Consider the following 16,879-nt stretch of genomic DNA (forward strand, 5'->3'; position numbering starts at 1 on the left):
GGTCCGGCGGGGCGCGGCCCGGCAAGGGGACCGGGCCCTGAGCGAGGGGACGCCGTGGCCCTACAGGAGGACGCGGGCCGCGTAGGTGACCTCGGCGAGCGTCTGCTGGCCGGAGGTGTTGGGGTGGAAGTAGTCCCAGCGGCTCAGCTGGGACAGCGTGAACGGGTGGCCGAAGACGGCGCCGCCGTCGTAGCGGCAGGTGATCTGCTCGGCACAGACCCTGGCCAGCGCCGCGTTGTAGTCGGCCACCCGCTGGCGCACCCGGTCACGCCTGTCGACGTCGGCCTGGTCGGTGGAGCGGGGCCTGGCCAGCATCGACTGGCAGATACCGAAGGTGGACCAGGCGGTGCGGGCCGAGGAGCTGTCCTTGCCGACCTCCCAGAGCCGCTTGATGTCGGGGATGCTGGAGACGAAGATCGCCGCTTCGGGCAGGCCGGTGGCGAGCGTCTGCAGCGCCGTACGGAACCTGGCCTCGAAATCGGCCACCGAGGTCATCCCCGCCTCCGACGACGTGCAGGCGTCGTTGGCCCCGATCAGGATCGTGACGTAGTCGACTCCCTGGGAGACCGCCTGCTGGGCCTGTCCCGCCATGTCGGCGACCTTGGCGCCCGACCGGCCGTCGTTGTGGGCGACCAGGTCGGGGCTGTCGGCCCGCAGGCGCCGGTAGTGGCTGTTGACGGCCGAGTCGGACCCGGTGGACCAGGACCTGGAGGGACAGTCGAGGTAGAAGCCGCAGGCGTTGAAGCCGCGGGTGATGGAGTCGCCCATCGAGGCCATGGCGCCGGGGACCGCCGAGGTGTCGGCCAGGGCCGTCGCCGGGAGGGAGACGAGGGTGAGCGCTGCGATGAGGGCGAGGATTCGGCGGGGGACCTTCAAGCTTGCCTCCAGGGGTTGTCCCCCGATCGGCTCCGTTGCTCAGAATGTCGGCCCGTTCCGCCGTATTTACAAGAACGCATTACACGTTAATGACTCAATGGTAAGGACCATCCCCGCCGGGGTCACTCCCCCCGCATCTCCGCGAGCGCCGTCTCGAAGGCGTCCATCTCCCGCTCGACGCGGCCGGGCCCCGCCGAGGGCAGCCACGGCAGCACGGCGGCGACCCCGGCCTTCTCGCACTCCTCCAGCACCGCGGGGTCGGAGGGGACCGACATCATCACCACCCGCACCGCCCGGCCGGCCTCCTCCGCCCGCTGGAACAGCTCCCGCACGCGCTCCAGGACGCCGGGCCCGTAGTTCGGCAGCCAGCCGTCGCCGTAGGACAGCACCCGGTCGAAGACCCGGGGGCCGGTGCCGCCGACCAGCACCGGCGGACCGGGCCGCTGGGCCGGCTTGGGCCATGACCAGATCGGGTCGAACGACACGAAATCGCCGTGGTAGTCGGCCTCGTCACGGGCCCAGATCTCCCGCACCGCCTCGACGTGCTCCTTCATCACCGCGAACCGGCGCGCCGGGTCGACCCCGTGGTTGCGGATCTCCGGCTCCAGCCAGCCCGCCCCCACGCCGAAGACGAACCGTCCGCCGGTGAGGGCGTCGACGCTCGCCACCGACTTCGCGAGGCTGATCGGGTGGTGCTGGGGGACCAGGCAGACCCCGGTCCCCACGCGCAGCCGCGTCGTGGCCAGGCCGGCGGCGGTGCACGCCACGAACGGGTCGTAGGTGTGCCAGTACTTGCGGGGCAGCGTGCCCCCGTCGGGGCGTTCGGGCGGCGGGCCCGCCGGGATGTGGGTGTGCTCGCTGAACAGCAGCATCGAGTGGCCGCGCTGCTCGATCAGCAGGGCGAGCCGGGCCGGGTCGACCGCGTCATGTGTCGCGAAGTAGCCAAAGCCGGTGTCCATCGCCCCAACATATCCCGGCGTGACCGCGCGTCCCGGACGACACTCGGTCCCCTCCGCACCCCCGGTGACCTGGCGTCACATGGCCGCGCCGGAGGTCCGCGGAGCGACGTCAGGGACCGTCCGGTGCTGGGACCGCCCGCAGGACGACCTGGCGCTCTATTAGGGTCTTTGGGCATTTGTCCCCTCATCATGGAGCCCCTCCCCCATGACCACCGCGCTCCGGGCCGCACTGGCCTTCGCTCTGCTCGCCGGTTTCTACGTGCTGGTCGGGCTCGTCCTGGCGGCCGCCGTGCTCTTCGACGTCTGGCTGTTCATCGACTTCCACGCCGCCGGGCTGAAGGTCGCCGCGCTGCTGACCCTCGCGGCCGGCGCGCTCGTCCAGGCGCTGTGGATGGTCAGCCACAGGAAGGAGGGCGAGCAGCCCGGCGTGGCGGTCGCCCGGGAGCACGAGCCCGAGCTGTGGCGGACGGTCGAGGAGCTGGCCCGGCGCGTGCAGACCTCCCCACCCGACGAGATCCGCCTCGTCGCCGAGGTGAACGCCGCGGTCTCCGAGGACACCCGCCTCCTCGGCCTGCGCGCGACCAGGCGCCGCATGTACATCGGCCTGCCGCTGCTGCAGACCCTCACCGTCGACGAGACGCGGGCGGTGCTCGGCCACGAGCTGGGCCACTACAGCGGCGCCCACACCCGTCTCGGCGCGCCCGTCTACCGCGGCCGGGTCGCGCTGGTCGCGGCCGTCCAGGGGCTGGGCAGGCACCCCTTCGTGCAGCGGCTGTTCTCCTTCTACGCCAAGCTCTACCTGCGCGTCTCACAGGCCGTCTCGCGCCGCCAGGAGCTGGAGGCCGACGAGTTCGCGGTGGCGATCGCGGGCCGGGAGGCGATGTCGGGCGCGCTGCACAAGATCCACAGAGCGGCGCTGGCCTGGGACCTGTTCATGGAGCGCTACATGTCCCTCGCCGGGGCGGGCGGGAACCGCCCCGGCGAGGTGCTGGCGGGTTTCCGGGCGCTGCTCGACGACCCGGCCAGGCAGGCCGAGCCGGCCAGGGCCGGCGAGCAGCCCGAGGAGACCTCCCCCTACGACTCCCACCCCAGCCTGCGGGAGCGCCTGGCGGCGATCGCCCTGCTGCCCGAGCCGGGGCACCCGGCCGACCCCAGGCCGGCGACGGCGCTCCTGCTCGACCCGGCGGTCGCCACGGGCGCCGTCGAGCGGACCATCTGGAGTCCCGAGGCGCTGTCCACGCTGCGGCCGGTGTCCTGGGAGGAGCTGGTCGCGCACGGGATGTACACCGTCCGCAACGCCGAGGCGCTGCACGACCTGTCCGTCGCCGGTCAGCGGGTCATGGGGACTCCCCGGCCCTACCTCGACGCCGCCTTCGAGGCGCTCGCCCGGGGACGGCACGCCGAGCTGGAGACCGAGCTGCGGCGGCTCGGCTGGAACCCCTCGGACACACTGCTGGCGGGGGTGCTGGGGCAGGCCCTGGAGGCGACGCTGATCCAGCACGGCCAGGCCCGGTGGACGCTCTCCTGGTCCTCCCCCTCGCGGCTGCTGTTCGAGGACGGCGAGGAGGTCACGGTGACCCGGTACGCGGCCAAGGTGGTCTCCGACCCCTCGGAGGTGCCCGGCATGCGCGCGTGGCTGGCGGAGCAGGGCGTCGCCCCGGACTACGCCCCCGCCTGACGGCGCACCGGCTTGAACAATTGTCTTAAACACTTGTGTTGCACAAATGTCTCATACTGATGTACCGTCATGCTCGGACACGGGACCGAACACCTGCCGAGGAGCCCCCATGCGGAACAAGAACGTCCTGATCTCAGGCGCCGGCGTCGCGGGCGTCACGCTGGCCTACTGGCTGCGCCGCCACGGCTTCACGCCCACGGTGGTGGAGCGGGCTCCCGCGCTCCGGGAGGGCGGCTACAAGATCGACATTCGCGGTGCGGCGCTGGAGGTGGTCGAGCGCATGGGCGTCATGGACGAGATCCGGCGCGAGCGCACCGATGTGCGGGGCGGATCGATCGTCACCGCCACCGGCAGGCGGGTGGCGAGCATGGACGGCGACACGTTCGGCGGGCGCGAGGGCGAGGACGCCGAGATCCTGCGCGGCGACCTGACCCGCATCCTGGCCGACCTGACCGACGGCGGGGTCGAATACCTCTTCGGCGACTCCATCGCCTCGGTCACCGACACCGGCGACGAGGTCGAGGTCACCTTCGACAGCGGCCTCAGGCGCACCTTCGACCTGGTGGTGGGCGCCGACGGGCTGCACTCCACCACCCGCGCGCTGGTCTTCGGCCCCGAGGAGCGGTTCGTCCGCGACCTCGGCTACTACATCTCGATCTTCAGTGTCCCCAACCACCTGGACCTCGACCGCTGGGAGCTCACCTACGTCGCCCCCCGCCGGACCGCGCTGACCTACAGCACGGCCAAGGACGCCGGGGCCAAGGCCATGTTCCTGTTCGCCTCCGAGCCGCTGGAGCACGACCACCGCGACCGCGCCGGGCAGCAGCGGCTCGTGGCCGAGGCCTACGCCGGGCAGGGCTGGGAGGTCCCGCGCCTGATCGACGGCATGGACCAGGCTCCCGACTTCTACTTCGACTCGCTCAGCCAGGTCCACATGGACCGCTGGTCCAAGGGACGGACGGTCCTGGTCGGGGACGCCGCCTACTGCGCCTCTCCCGCCTCGGGGCAGGGCACGAGCCTGGCCCTGGTCGGCGCCTACGTCCTGGCGGGCGAGCTGGCCGCGGCCGGCGGCGACCACCGGGCCGGGTTCGACGGCTACGAGCGGCGGATGCGGCACTTCGCCGAGCAGAACCAGAACCTCGGGCCGGCCAACGTCAAGCGGATGGTGATGGGGAGCAGGGCCCAGGTCTGGCTGTCGCTGAAGATGCTCTCGCTGATGAACCGGATGCCGGGCAAGGAGCGCATGATGGCCAAGGTCGTCGAGCCGATCCACCGGGCGGCCACCGCCATCACCCTTGAGGACTACTGACGGCTTGAGGACTACTGACGGCGCCGTCGAGGCCCCGCGGGGTGCCGCCCGCCGCCGAAGGGCCACGGCGGGAACGGCCACGGGCCCGGAGAGCACGGCGGGACCGGCTGCGGGCCCGGAGACCACGGTGGGACCGGCCGTGGAGACGGAGCCCGACGGGGCCGGCCGTGCGCACGGAGGCCGTAACAAGGTCGGCCACAGGCACAGAGGCCACGGCAAGGTCGGCCACAGAAGTGTAAACAGCCACCAATCATCACAAATGCGGTCGATACACTCGGCCCCGTGAGGGATGATCATTCAGTGCCCGCCGGCATCGACACCACCACTCCGCATGCGGCGCGCGTATACGACTACGTCCTGGGCGGCAAGAACAACTACGCCACCGACCGCGAGTACGCGGACATGCTCGTGGCCCAGGCCCCCGACTATCCTCCGCTGGCCCGGGCGAACCGGCTGTTCCTGAGCCGGGTGGTCGAGTTCATGGCCCGGTCCGGCATCCGCCAGTTCATCGATCTGGGCACCGGCATCCCGACCTCGCCCAACGTTCACGAGATCGCCTGCGGGATCGACCCGGCGGCGCGGGTGGTCTACGTCGACAACGACCCCATCGTGTCGGTGCACAACGACGCGCTCCTGGCCACCGACGACCGTGTGGTCTCCATCCGCGCGGACCTGCGGGACCCCGATGACATCATCGCCCACCCGGAGCTCGGCCGGCTCATCGACTTCGACGAGCCGGTCGGGGTGCTGTTCGTGGCGGTGCTCCAGTTCTTCCCCGGCCCGGAGGAACCGGCGAGGATCGTCGGCCGCTTCCGCGAGCGCATGGCGGAGGGGAGCATGCTGGCCATCTCCCAGCCGAGCGCCGAGGGGGACCCCCAGGCCGTCGCGCGGGCGCGGGCGGCGATGGCGGGCGGCCCGCTCACGATCGACTTCCGGCGCCACGAGGAGATCCTGCCGTTCTTCGACGGATTCGACCTGGTCGAGCCTGGCCTGGTCGACGTGACGCGGTGGCGGCCCCGCATGGACGCGCCGTCCACGCGGATGATCGTGCTCGGCGGCGTCGGCAGCAGAACGGCCTGACGCCCCCGCCCGGCCCGGCGCCCCCGCCCGCCTCGCCCGGCTCGGGGCCCAGCAGCCCGGCGGCCCGGCTCAGCCCGGGGGCCCAGCAGCCCGGGGGCCAGCGGCCCGGCTCAGTCCGGCAGCTCCGCGCGTAGGTCGCGCAGGAACCTCTTGCTGTCGGAGACGGAGTACGCCTGGACGCACAGGCGGTCCATGACCTGCATGTAGTGGTCGGTCTCCTCAAGCTTGTCGACGTAGAGGGCGCTGGTGAGCTGCTCCATGTAGACGACGTCGGGCAGGTCGCGTTCGGGGAAGCGCAGGATGGAGAACGGCCCGCCCGCCGCCGCGTGGCCGCCCCGGTGGAACGGCATGATCTGCAGCCTCACGTTGGGCAGCTCGGTGAGCTCCAGCAGGTGGTCGACCTGCGCGCGCAGCACCTGCTCGCCGCCGATGGGGCGGCGCAGCACGGCCTCGTCCATCACGGCCCAGAGCGTCGGCGCGTCCGGCCGGGTGAGGCGCTCCTGCCGGGCCATCCGGAGGGCGACACGGCGGTCGACCTCCTCGGCCGACGCGCCGCCGTGCACGAGCATGATGACCGCCCGGGCGTAGCCGGGGCTCTGCATGAGACCGGGGACGAACTGGACCTCGTAGGTCCGCACGATCGAGGCGGCCTCCTCCAGCCCGACGTAGACCTCGAACCAGCTCGGGAGCAGGTCGCCGTATCTGTGCCACCAGCCCGGGGCGTTGGCCTGGCGGGCCAGGTCGAGCATCGGCTCCCGGTCGCCGGGGGCGGTCACCCCGTACAGGGTCAGCAGGTCGGCGACATCGCGCTCCTTGAAGCCGACCCGCCCCAGCTCCAGCCTGCTGATCTTGGCGTGAGAGGCGCGGATGGCGTATCCGGCGTCCTCCCGGGAGATGCCCCGGGCCGTGCGCAGCCGCCGGAGCTGGGCACCCAGCAGGATCCGCAGGATGGTGGGACCGCCACCGGGCCCGCCACCGACTCCGGTGAGGACGCCACCACGCGCCACACCGCCTTCGGCATGCTCCGTGCTCATGCTCACTCCCCGATGGCCTGTCGAACAGCTCGGCCGTTCCGCGTTTCTCGCTGATAATCCGGACAATTACCTTCTAACGCACACGTTGGGCGGTCACTCCCGTGAGCACGTGAGGCGAATTCAGCATTTTACGACAGCCGTCCGCGTCAGAGGAACGCCCTCCCGACGGCCCCACGCCTCCCACCGGGTGTTCCGGCCGGGCCCCGCACCGGGACACCCGCAGGCGTCCCGCGATCGACGGGAATCCAGGATTCCCGCAAACAAATTTAAGCATATTTATGGGTGAAAACCAGAGTGAAATAACCATCGCCGACTTGGCAGACCGGAAAACTACCTGTCATTGACGGCAGTCATGGGTGATCCTGTCGCCAGGCGGCGCAGCGCACCATGGCCGGAAGGGGAACTCACGTGGAAATTCATTCGGGTGAGAGAGCCCTTCTGCGCGACATCGTGATCGCCGGACTCAGGCGGGCGGGGGCTCACGGCTGGTCGGTCGACGACGGGGAATTCTGGTGCGGGGTCACCCCGGACGGTTATCCGATGCCTCCGCAGGGATGGAAGCTGCACCTGTCGGCGACGATGCTCTCCGCCCCCGTCGTGCTGTCCCGCGCCGCCCCGGTGCTCATCGAGGCGGGCTGCGCGTTCAAGTTCCCCACACGCCTGAGCGGTTACTGGGACCTCCTCACCCCGCACTGCCCCCGCGCCCACGCGGGGAAGTTCGTCACCGCCTATCCGCTCGACGACGACGGGTCGGCACGGCTGGCCGCCCTCCTCGACGAGGCCACCATGGGGCTCCCCGGCCCGGCGATCCTCACCGACCGTCCCTACCGGGCGGGGGGAATCGTGCACTACCGCTACGGCGCCTTCGGCGGGCACCGGGTGCTCGGCAACGACGGGTTCTACGAGGTCCGCCTGCGCGCGCCGGGCGGCGAACTGGTCCGCGACGAGCGGCTGCCGCGGTTCTCGCCGCCGCCCTTCGCGACCTCCCCTTTCGCGACGCCCGCTCCTTCCGCGGCGCCCGCTCCTTTGACGGCGCCCCCTCCTTTTGCGACGCCCGCTCCTTTGACAGCGGCCCTTCCTTTTGCGACGCCCCCTCCTTTGACGGCGGCCGCGCCCGAGCCGCCCCCTTCCGAGCCGCCTCCTCCCCCGGCGCGGCCGTCCGCCGTCGTGCTGAAGGGCCGCTACGTCGTCCGCGAGGCCGTACGGCACGCCAACCGGGGCGGCGTCTACCTCGCAGAGGACACCGAGACCGGTGCGGAGGTCGTCGTCAAGGAGGGACGGCCCCACGCCTGCTCCGACCTGAGCGGCAGGGACGCCCGGGACCGCGTGGCGGCCGAGCGGTCCTGCCTGGAGGCCCTCGCCGTCACGGGCGTCGTGCCGGCCGTGGTCGACCTCTTCGAGCAGGGAGGACACGTCTTCCTCGCCGAGGAGCTCGTGCCCGGGATCACACTGCGGCGGTGGTCGCAGGGGCGCGCCGGGCCCCTGGGCCGGAGCGGTTTCGGGAACGGGGCGGCGGAGGTCCTGCCCGTCGTCCGCCGCCTCGTCGAGGGGGTCCGGGCCGTTCACCGCCATGGCTACGTCCTGGGCGACCTCTCACCGGACAACGTGATGCTCCTGCCCGGCGGCGACATCCGCCTCGTCGACCTCGAACACGCGGTCCCGCCGGGGAGCGTCGTCATGGTGGGCGGGACCCCTGGCTACCTGGCGCCGGAGCTGTCGCCCCACAGCGGCAGGTTCCGGCCCGCTCCGGACGGCTCCGCCGATCTCTACGCCCTCGGCGCGACGGCATACTTCCTCGCGGTCGGCGCCGACCCGGCGCTCGCGGAGGACGACGTCACGGGACCGGCACGCGGACGGCGCGTCCTGTGCCACGTCGCCGAGGTCGCCGCCGCCAACCCCACGCTGGCCCTGCTGCGCCCGCTCGTGGCGGGGCTGATGGGCGAGCCGGAGCGGCGCTGGTCACTCGACAGGTGCGAGGAGTTCCTGGACGCGCTGGAGCCCGGCCGCCCGCCCGCCCCCGCCGGAGGACCTGGCGGCCCGCCCGCCCCGGCCCCCGCGCCGGAGCCGGGCGGTCCGTCCGACCCCGCCGAGGAGCCGGACCGGGTGCCGTCGAGGTCCGGCGACCTCGTCGCCGGCGGGCTCGCGCGCCTGGTGGAGACGGCCGACACCCGCGACGGCAGCCCCTCGCCGTGGCCGAACGTCGTCGACGGGGTCGAGGCGGACCCGTGTTCGGTGAACGGGGGCGCGGCGGGGATCCTCGCCGTCCTGACGCTCGCCTCGCTCACCGGGCACGGCACCTCGCCCGCCGGAGGCGGGAGCGGGGGCGGGGGCGGCCTCGACCGTACGGCCGCCGCCGCTGCCCGATGGCTCCGCGACCGCCTCGCCGGCGAGGACCTCTGGCCTCCCGGCCTGTATTTCGGCCGGTCGGGGGCTATCTGGGCGCTCTACGACGCGGCGGAGGCCGACGGCGACGACGGGATGAGGGAGTTCGCCCTGTGGGCGGCGGGCCGGCTGCCGACGGATCACCCGAACCCCGACGTGACGCACGGCCTGGCCGGCTGCGGCATGGCGCTTCTCCGCCTCGCGCTCCGGTCCGGGGAGCCCGCGCTCCGCGAGCGGGCCGCGGAGGCGTTCGAGAACCTCCACCGCGCGCGGTCCTACCGGGACGGGCGCCCCAGGTGGACCACCCCGGAGTCGTTCGACTCCGGCCTCGTCGGTGCGGGCCACCTCGGCTTCGCGCACGGCATCGCGGGCGTCGGCACGGCGCTGCTCTACGCGGGCGCCGCCCTGGGCCGCCCGGAGTGGACGGCGAGCGCGCGCGAGGTCGCCGACACCCTTTACGAGCACGCCGACCTCGACGGCGACACCGCGTGGTGGCCGGTCCTGTCGGACGCGCCGGAGACGGTCCGCCCGCGCCGGCCCCACTGGTGCAGCGGGTCGTCGGGGATCGGCTCCTTCCTCATCCGTTACTGGAGCGTCACCGGTGACCCGGTCGCGCTGCTGCTGGCGGAGAGGGCCGCGGTCGCGGTCCACCGCACCCGGTGGCAGACGGGTCCGGTGCCGTGCCACGGCCTCCCCGGCGAGGGGGAGTTCCTTCTCGACATGGCCGACTTCACGGCCGACGACCGCTACCACCGGTGGGCGGAGGACCTGGCCGGTTGCCTGGAGGCCAGGGCCGTGCACCGCTTCGGCAGGCTCCTGGTCCCCGGCCCGGGTTCCACGGTCACCCCCACGTTCCTCGGCGGTACGGCGGGCGTCGTCGCCTTCCTCATCCGGCTCCGTCACCGGCGCGCGCGGCTGTGGATGCTCGACGACGTCATGGAGGCCGGCCGGGATCACCCCTCCCGGACCCGCCGCCCTCCCCCGGGAGGCGGCGGCTCCACCGCGACGGTGCCGCGCCCGGCGCGGCCGTGGAACCCGTGAAGGGAGGTGAGAGACCATGTCCTTCGACGTTCAGGACCTCCAGGGCCTGGAGGAGCGTGAGCCGGCCGCCACCGAGGCGGCCCGGCTGACGAACTGCCGCATCCATCTCTTCTGCACCGACAACTGAGGCCCTTCCGCACCGACAACCGAGATCAGGGCCCTGCCCGCCCGCACCGGACGGGCAGGGCTCCCCGTGATCGCTCCCGGCCGCGCCGGAGACCAGATCACGGTCAAGGCGGCCGCCGGAGTTTTTAGCATCCTTATGAGGACGGCACGCAACGTCCATAGGAGAATAGGAGCGGATGTCCTGTATGGGCGGAATGTCGGTTCCTGCCCACACATCGAGAGGATGCACCGATGGTTGCCATCGACATTCCGACCTGGGCCGCCCGCATGCGCGCCTGGCGGCGTGGCCGCCTGTGGAGCCGGCAGGACCTCAGCAGGCAGCTGACCGACGTCGCCGACGACACGGCCCGGGACCGGCTGCCCAGCCAGGAGAGGCTCACGGAGATGATCCGCGCCTGGGAGGCCGGAGAGCAGCGGCCCGACGAACTGTACTCGGAGCTGTTCTGCCGGGCGTTCGGCATGAACGAGGCGGAGCTGTTCAGCGGCGAGGCGGCGGGCACGACCCTCTGGCACCACCTGACCGGCATCCCGCTGATGGCGGGGACGTTCTCGCCCGAGGACGAGGAGCGCACCGGCCGGGCGATCGAGAACCCCCGGCGGACCGACGAGCAGACCGCGGCCTACTTCCGGACCGTCCTGCGCGCGTACTCGCGGCCGGACCTGCGCCCGGCCCGCACGATCAACGCCCTGTCCCCTGTCTTCGCCACGATCGACGCGCTGCACCGCGAGGCCAGGTCGGACATCCGCCAGTCGCTGCTCCTGCTCAGCTCGCAGGACGCCGAGCTGATCAGCCGCATGCACTACGAGGGCGGCAACCTCGCCGAGGCGCTGGCCTGGTCGGACCGCGCCCTGCTGGCGGCGCACCAGGCCGGGGACGAACGGCTGGTGGCCTACACGCTCGCCCGCCGGGCCGGCCTGCAGGACACCCGGGGCAACCCCGAGCAGGTGATCGACCTCGCCGTCGCCGCCCGCGAGCACGTGCTCTCCCCGCCGCCGCTGGAGGCGATGGCCCGTCGGCACGAGGCGCAGGGCCACGCCATGGCCGGGGCCGAGGACATGTGTCACCGCCGCCTGGAGGAGTCGGCGGAGGCGCCCCAGGAGAGTCCGAAGGACGACGTTCCCATCACGTTCGACTACCCCGCCTGGGTCCACAACGCCCTGGCCGCCGGATGCCTCATCCAGCTCCACCATCCGGCCGACGCGATCGAGATCCTGGAGCGGGACCTCTCGGAGGCTCCGTCGAACTACCTCACGGCCTACAACATGGCCTGTCTCGCCCACGCCTACGCCGACGCGCACGAGGGCGAGCGCTCGGCCGGAGTCGCCCGCCAGGCCCTGACCATGTCGCGTCAGACCGGTGCGGGCCGGGCCCTGGAGGAGCTCCGCCTCATCCAGGACGACCTCTACCGGTGGTCGCACCCGCACCGCACCCACACCCGCGCCCGCGTGGGTGTCGGCGGCTGACGGGGGACGCGTCCCACCGTCCCGCCCGCCACCCCGTGACGGCGGCCGGACGCCCGGACCGCGCGGGCGGGCGCGGACCAGGACCGTAGAGGCGTGAGCGGGGCCCGGGTCGTAAGTGTACAAATGAGCAGGGGCGAAGATCCGTCCCCGCGGGAGCCCGGTGCCGCCGGGCCCGCGGGCTCGCGCGAGTCCGCGGGCTCCCGCGCGAGCCCGCCGCCGCTCGACGCCGAAGGAGCATGAGTGCCCGCGCACTACTCACTCACCGAGACCGAACACGCGGTCAACCAACGCCTCGGACCGATCCCCGTCCACCGCGAAGCCCTCGCCGCCGTCTCCAACCTCTACCGCGCCGCCACCGCCGTCCGCCAGCACCTCGAGAACTCCGCCCTCCGCACCGCCGACCTCACCTGGAGCGCCTTCGTCGTCCTCTGGGTCATCTGGATCTGGGAGGAGATCGAAACCCGCCACGCCGCCGCCGAGGCCGGCATCTCCAAAGGCACCCTCACCGGCATCATCAAAACCCTCGAATCCCGCGGCCTCGCCCAACGCAGCCAGCACCCCGGCGACGGCCGCCTCGCCCTCCTACGCCTCACCCCCCAGGGCCGCACCCTCATGGAAACCCTCTTCCCCGCCTTCAACGACGAAGAAGCCTTCGTCGTCGCCCCCCTCGACCCCGACGAGACCCGCCACCTCGCCGACACCCTCCGCCGCGTCATCACCCACCTCGAACACCACGGCGGACAACGCCGCGACACCCTCCACGCCCAGATCCCCCTCCCCCCACGCCGCGGCGGCCGCCGCCGCACCCGATAACCCCACCGACCCCGACGGCCCGGCCCGGAGGCGGGGCGGGCGGGCCCGGGGGGCGGTACGGGTTCAGTACGACTGGAGTTCGAGGAGGTTGCCGTCCGGGTCCCGTAGATGCGCGGTCCGCATGCCAGGGCCCCATTCCGGGCGGTCGGCGGGCGGCACGACCGCGTGCCCGCCGTGGCGCAGGCACAGGTCGAAGCCGGCGTCCACATCGCCGACGCGGCTGACCAGCATGGCCCGGTCCTGGACCGCCGCCTCGGCCGGCAGGCCGGCGGTGCCGGTCACCGCGGCCATCGCCGCGCGGTCGAACAGCATGAGCACGCCCTCGGCGCCGACGTCCCAGCTCGCGTACGGCCCGCTCTCGGCACCCCGCGTGCGCCTGGCCCCGATCAGCTCCGGCAGCACCGCGTCGTAGAACCGGAAGCAGTCGGCGAACCGGCCCACCAGCAGGCGCGGGTGAAGCGCGTCCATCACGTCCCCCTATTCATGGGTGAAAACCAATCATTGGTTTGACCCTACAATAGGGGCATGGACGAGACACCGCCCACCCTGACCGCGCTGACGACCTACCTGCTGTCGAAGGTGGGCAAGGCCGCGCGGACCCGGCTCGCCGGGCAGCTCGGGGACAGGGGCCTGCGCCTGTGGCACATGGCGGTGCTGGCCGCGCTGGCGGACTTCGGCCCGCACGTCCAGCGCGACCTCGCCGCACGGCTGGACATCGACCCCAGCGACGTGGTCAAGGTGATCGACGAGCTGACCGCGGCCGGCTACGCCGAGCGGACCCGCGACCCCGCGGACCGCAGGCGCGTCCGCGTGACGGTCACCCCCGCCGGCCGTGCCGCGCTGACCTCGCTCACCGCCGAGGCCACCGCCGTCCGCGACACCGTGCTGGCGCCTCTCGACGAGCGGGAGCGCGCCCTGCTGCACGACCTGCTGCTGCGCGTGTACGCGGACCTGACGGAGCGACCTGACCCGGCCACGCGCCGATGACCTCCGGACCGGGCGGATCCGCCCGGTCCGGAGGCGGACCCGCCCGAGCGGCTCACCGGCTCCCCCGGAACGGGCGCGGAGCCGGGTGAACGGTCACGGGCCTTCCGGGTCCACCACTCCGCCGTCGACCCAGAACGGGTCGAGCAGCTCCCGCAGGCGCGCGGCGCCGACCCGCTCCAGCAGCTCCAGCGCGCCGACGTTGTCCACGAGCTGCTCCATGCGGCTGGCCCCGAACAGCACGGTGCTGACCGACGGATGGGTCAGGGTGAAGGCGACGCAGAGCTGCGCCGGGGAGGCGCCCAGCCCGGCCGCGACCTCGGCGATCCCGCCGGCCGCCTCCATGATCTGCCCGCGCACGCCGCCGGGGTCGCGGCCGATCTCCCGGGTGGGCGCCGTCCTGCCCGCCAGGATCCCGCCCTCCATGACGTCCGAGGCCTGCATGGTGATCCCCTCGGCGAACACCCGCGCGAACGGCTCGCCGTCCGGGATCGACCGGCGGCACGGGCTGTACTTGAGCTGCGCGATCTGCGGCCCCGGCGAGCCGGCCTGGAGGGCGTGGTCGCGGATGGCCGTGATCGCGGTGGCCGACCAGTTGTTGACCCCCCAGCACCCGATGAGCCCCTCGGCCTCCAGCTCGGCGAGGTCGGCGGCCAGCCGCCGCAGGTCGAGGTCGTCGCGGCGGATGTCACCCAGGACGACCAGGTCGGCCCGGCCGGTGCCGACCCGGAACAGGGCGCGTTCGAGCTGCTCACGCAGTGACTGCTCCGGGTACGGCTCCAGCCACAGCTTGGACGACAGCAGATAGTCGTCCCGGTCGATCCCGGCGGCCCGCACGATCGCCGAGAACAGCACGTCGGTGAAGACCGGCGGCTGCCCGGGGATCCCGTAGACGCCGACGTCGAAAAGGTTGACGCCCAGGTCCACGGCGTGGCTGACCATGGCCACGGCGTCCTCGAAGTGCATCCGGTCGTAGGTGTGCCAGGACCCCAGGGACAGCACGGAGACGTCGGGGCCGTGGGTGCCGACCCTGCGCAGGGGGACGACCTTCTTCCGCTCGGGCATCGGACTCCTCGGTGGGTGAATGACGGATGTGGACGGCGGCTACGGGAGCCAGGGGTGGACGACGGCCTTGACCTGTTCGAGCCGTGACATGGATTCGAGGGCGGCCGACGCCCCGCCGAGCCCGACGGGCTCGCTGAAGAGCTCGTCCCAGGCGAAGCGCGACTGGAACGCGCGGAGGAACTCGATCGAGTTGCGGTAGTCGCCGATGTCGCCGTTGAGGGAGCCGAGCACGTTCAGCTCCTTGCCCATGACCGTCCCCAGGGGGATCGGGTCGGGGCGGGGGCCGGTGCTGCCGACGACGACGAACGTGCCTCCCCACGCGGCCAGATCGACGGCCTCGGCCCCCACCCCGGGCGCGCCGGCGAGGTCCAGCACGAGGTCGGCGCCCCGGCCGCCGGTGGCCTCCAGCACGGCGGCCCGCCGGCTGCCGGCGTCGCCGTCCAGCCCGATCACCAGGTCGGCGCCGAACCTCTTGGCCAGTCCGAGCCGGGCGTCCGGCGCTCCGACGGTGATGACGGTGCCCGCGCCGGAGGCGGCGGCCACCGCGGTGGCGACGATGCCGAGCGCCCCGGCGCCCTGGACCAGGACCCTCGCCCCGGGACGGACGCCCCCGGCCCGGTCGTAGGCGTGCAGGACCGTCTTGACGGCGCAGCCCGCACCGGCCGCCCACGTGTCCTTGACGTCGTCGGGCAGCAGGAACTTCTGGGCGGTCGGGGTGACGTAGTCGTACTCGGCGAGCCCGGCGGTGGAGTGGGGCCACCGGTCGGACCGCTGCAGGAAGCCGTAGCCCCGGTTGGCGCAGGCCACGGGGTTGCGGACCACCGTACAGCCGTGGCAGTGACCGCAGGTGGACTCCGACCAGCCGATCCGGGCGCCCACCTGGACCGGGCGGCCGAGCGCGTCGACGGTGCCCGGCCCGGCGGCGACCACCGTGCCGACCATCTCGTGGCCGAGCACCATCGGGAGCATGCCCGGGAACGACATGGCGCCGCTCCACAGGTGCACGTCCGTCGCGCACAGCGTCGCGCAGTCGACCTTCACGAGCGCGGCGCCGGGCTCGCACTCCGGAGGCAGCGGGATCTCCTCCAGGGCCAGCGGCTCCCCGTGGGCCCGCAGGACCGCCGCCCGCGTAGACGTCGGGACTGACATGTGATGTTCTCCGATCTCGCTATCTGCTGTGCGCGGTGTCCCAGACCTCGTGACGGCTGCGCCACCACAGGAGCACCACGATCACCAGGAAGGGGACGACCCCCCGGTACTGCTGGACCGCGCCCAGCGACGCGGTGAACCCCTCCAGGCAGCCCATGAGCAGGCCGCCGGCGAGTGTCAGGGGCAGGCTCCGGAAGGCTCCCACCATCGCGACGGCCAGGGCCGTGGTGATGAGCTTGCCCAGCGTGGAGAAGTCCCCGCCCAGGCGCGGCGCCACCAGGAGGATCACCAGCGCGCTGAGGGCTCCGATGGCGGCCCAGACCGCGACGGCCAGCCGGGGGGCCGCGATGCCGACGACCTGGGCGGTGGCCGGGCGCTCCGACAGGGCCTGCAGCCGCAGACCGACGGCCGTCCTGTTCAGCAGCGCCCCGACCCCCACGGTGATCAGAACCGCGAAGGCGAGCGAGACCAGCACCGACTGCGGGACCACGACGCCGCCCACGGTGAAGGCGGGCGCGTCGAACGGCCTCGGGAAGCGCCGGGCACCGGTCGTCGTGCTGCCGAACAGCCGCAGGCCGATCGCCATGAGGGCCACGTACAGGGCGACGGTGACGGCGGCCTTGGTCCGCTCGTCATGGCCGCCGAACCAGCGGACGAGCACCGCGCCGAGCAGCGCGGACAGCACCCCGCCCGAGACGACCCCGGCCGGCAGCGCGAGCCACACGTCGATCCCTGCGTCGGTCAGCGACACCATCACGAAGGCGCCCATCGCGCCGACCGCCGCCATGGCGAAGTTGACCACGGCGACGAGCCGGTAGGTCAGCACGACGCACAGGCCGAGCAGGGCGTAGACGCCGCCGCTGGTCAGGCCCGCGATCACGGAGTTCAACATCGGACACCCACCTCCTGGGGCTCCTGG

Annotated in this window: 14 protein-coding genes; 7 read left to right on the top strand and 7 right to left on the bottom strand. The window is 72.8% G+C overall.

From position 1 onward, the window contains the following. Window positions 1-60 precede the first annotated feature (60 nt). Together ACWDS7_RS04280 and ACWDS7_RS04285 are read right to left on the bottom strand one after the other, a co-directional pair. Entirely contained in the window at window positions 61-876 is an 816-nt protein-coding gene (locus tag ACWDS7_RS04280; RefSeq protein WP_451928053.1) for an SGNH/GDSL hydrolase family protein, read from the bottom strand. A 122-nt stretch (window positions 877-998) separates the two neighbouring features. Beyond that, a complete protein-coding gene (locus ACWDS7_RS04285) occupies window positions 999-1,835 on the bottom strand; it encodes an LLM class F420-dependent oxidoreductase (protein WP_451928054.1) in 837 nt (278 codons plus the stop codon). 205 nt (window positions 1,836-2,040) lie between these two features. Between ACWDS7_RS04285 and ACWDS7_RS04290 the strand changes: the two genes are divergently transcribed. From ACWDS7_RS04290 to ACWDS7_RS04300, 3 genes are all read left to right on the top strand, one after another. Beyond that, a complete protein-coding gene (locus tag ACWDS7_RS04290) occupies window positions 2,041-3,513 on the top strand; it encodes a M48 family metalloprotease (protein ID WP_451928055.1) in 1,473 nt (490 codons plus the stop codon). A gap of 109 nt (window positions 3,514-3,622) precedes the next feature. Continuing rightward, on the top strand, window positions 3,623-4,822 hold the full coding sequence (locus tag ACWDS7_RS04295; protein WP_451928056.1) for an FAD-dependent monooxygenase: 1,200 nt from the start codon (window positions 3,623-3,625) through the stop codon (window positions 4,820-4,822). Window positions 4,823-5,104: 282 nt separating this feature from the next. Beyond that, window positions 5,105-5,902 carry an SAM-dependent methyltransferase gene (locus ACWDS7_RS04300; protein ID WP_451928057.1) on the top strand — a complete coding sequence of 266 codons (798 nt, stop codon included), beginning with the start codon at window positions 5,105-5,107 and terminating at the stop codon, window positions 5,900-5,902. A gap of 110 nt (window positions 5,903-6,012) precedes the next feature. Here ACWDS7_RS04300 and ACWDS7_RS04305 read toward each other — a convergent pair whose 3' ends face one another. Beyond that, window positions 6,013-6,936: a helix-turn-helix domain-containing protein gene (locus tag ACWDS7_RS04305; protein WP_451928058.1), complete on the bottom strand. Its 924-nt coding sequence runs from the start codon at window positions 6,934-6,936 to the stop codon at window positions 6,013-6,015. A 408-nt stretch (window positions 6,937-7,344) separates the two neighbouring features. On the opposite strand from ACWDS7_RS04305, the gene lanL reads away from it, so the two are divergent. The 3 genes from lanL to ACWDS7_RS04320 all read left to right on the top strand — a co-directional run bounded on the left by lanL (window position 7,345) and on the right by ACWDS7_RS04320 (window position 12,762). After that, a complete protein-coding gene (gene lanL, locus ACWDS7_RS04310; RefSeq protein ID WP_451928059.1) occupies window positions 7,345-10,359 on the top strand; it encodes a class IV lanthionine synthetase LanL in 3,015 nt (1,004 codons plus the stop codon). A gap of 357 nt (window positions 10,360-10,716) precedes the next feature. Then, window positions 10,717-11,949: a hypothetical protein gene (locus tag ACWDS7_RS04315; RefSeq protein WP_451928060.1), complete on the top strand. Its 1,233-nt coding sequence runs from the start codon at window positions 10,717-10,719 to the stop codon at window positions 11,947-11,949. A gap of 240 nt (window positions 11,950-12,189) precedes the next feature. Further along, window positions 12,190-12,762 (top strand): MarR family winged helix-turn-helix transcriptional regulator, encoded by a 573-nt coding sequence (locus tag ACWDS7_RS04320; RefSeq protein WP_451928061.1) that lies wholly within the window; start codon window positions 12,190-12,192, stop codon window positions 12,760-12,762. Between the two features lie 63 nt (window positions 12,763-12,825). Here the strand turns inward: ACWDS7_RS04320 and ACWDS7_RS04325 are convergent, their stop codons facing one another. Beyond that, window positions 12,826-13,230 (bottom strand): VOC family protein, encoded by a 405-nt coding sequence (locus ACWDS7_RS04325; RefSeq protein WP_451928062.1) that lies wholly within the window; start codon window positions 13,228-13,230, stop codon window positions 12,826-12,828. 57 nt (window positions 13,231-13,287) lie between these two features. Between ACWDS7_RS04325 and ACWDS7_RS04330 the strand changes: the two genes are divergently transcribed. Further along, window positions 13,288-13,749, top strand: coding sequence for a MarR family winged helix-turn-helix transcriptional regulator (locus ACWDS7_RS04330; RefSeq protein WP_451928063.1), 462 nt, complete (start codon window positions 13,288-13,290; stop codon window positions 13,747-13,749). A gap of 93 nt (window positions 13,750-13,842) precedes the next feature. Here ACWDS7_RS04330 and ACWDS7_RS04335 read toward each other — a convergent pair whose 3' ends face one another. The 3 genes from ACWDS7_RS04335 to ACWDS7_RS04345 are packed head-to-tail and all read right to left on the bottom strand — an operon-like array spanning window position 13,843 to window position 16,852. Further along, the gene (locus ACWDS7_RS04335; RefSeq protein WP_451928064.1) at window positions 13,843-14,811 is read right to left on the bottom strand and encodes an aldo/keto reductase; all 969 of its coding nucleotides are present in this window, start codon (window positions 14,809-14,811) and stop codon (window positions 13,843-13,845) included. 39 nt (window positions 14,812-14,850) lie between these two features. Continuing rightward, window positions 14,851-15,960, bottom strand: a complete 1,110-nt coding sequence (locus ACWDS7_RS04340) for a zinc-binding dehydrogenase (protein WP_451928065.1) — start codon at window positions 15,958-15,960, stop codon at window positions 14,851-14,853. A gap of 19 nt (window positions 15,961-15,979) precedes the next feature. Further along, on the bottom strand, window positions 15,980-16,852 hold the full coding sequence (locus ACWDS7_RS04345) for a branched-chain amino acid ABC transporter permease (RefSeq protein ID WP_451928066.1): 873 nt from the start codon (window positions 16,850-16,852) through the stop codon (window positions 15,980-15,982). Window positions 16,853-16,879: the final 27 nt, after the last annotated feature.

It is taken from the genome of Streptosporangium sp. NPDC003464 (genome assembly GCF_053588315.1).